Source organism: Streptomyces sp. C (assembly GCF_000158895.1).
Classification (GTDB): Bacteria; Actinomycetota; Actinomycetes; order Streptomycetales; family Streptomycetaceae; genus Streptomyces; species Streptomyces racemochromogenes.
The window spans coordinates 1,139,531-1,140,054 of the sequence record NZ_GG657750.1 but is presented as its reverse complement, the minus strand read 5'-3'; the positions used below and the strand labels follow the sequence as shown (position 1 = coordinate 1,140,054).

At 79.0% G+C, this 524-nt stretch carries 1 pseudogene; it reads right to left on the bottom strand.

The features are described from left to right. Positions 1–524 (bottom strand): annotated as a pseudogene (locus SSNG_RS41825) (hypothetical protein); the annotation flags it as partial.

The window sequence follows — 524 nt, the reverse complement described above, 5'->3', positions numbered from 1 at the left end:
CCTCCTTCGTGGCGCAGGAGACCCGGATGCCGGCGACCAGCCCCGGCAGCGCCGCGGCGCAGCGCTCGTCCGGCGCGGTGGCCACGTAGCGAGTGAGGACGGCCGCGACCCCGGCCGCGCCCGTCGCCAGGTACGGCATGGCCCGGGTGCGCCGCGCGTCGTCGGAGACGGACAGGGAGCCGTCGTCCAGCGGGAAGGCCCGCTCCAGCTCCTGGTGGAGCAGCAGGCGGCCCGCCTCCAGGAAGCGGGCCTCGCCGGTCTCGCCGGCCAGGCGGTGGAGGAAGAGGGCGACTCCCGAGCGGCCGTGCAGCAGGCCCCGGGCGTCGTGCTCACCGAGGACGGACGGCAGGTCGGGGGTGCGCAGCAGGGCCGTCCCCGCGGCGGCGGCCCGCTCCAGGTGGCCGCTGTCGCCGGTCAGCCGGTTCAGGGCCAGCCAGCCCAGGCCGACGCCGGCCCGCCCGCCGGCCAGCGTGCCGCAGGCGGCGGTGAGCGGGTGGCGGTAGGCGTCCCGGAGCAGCTCGACG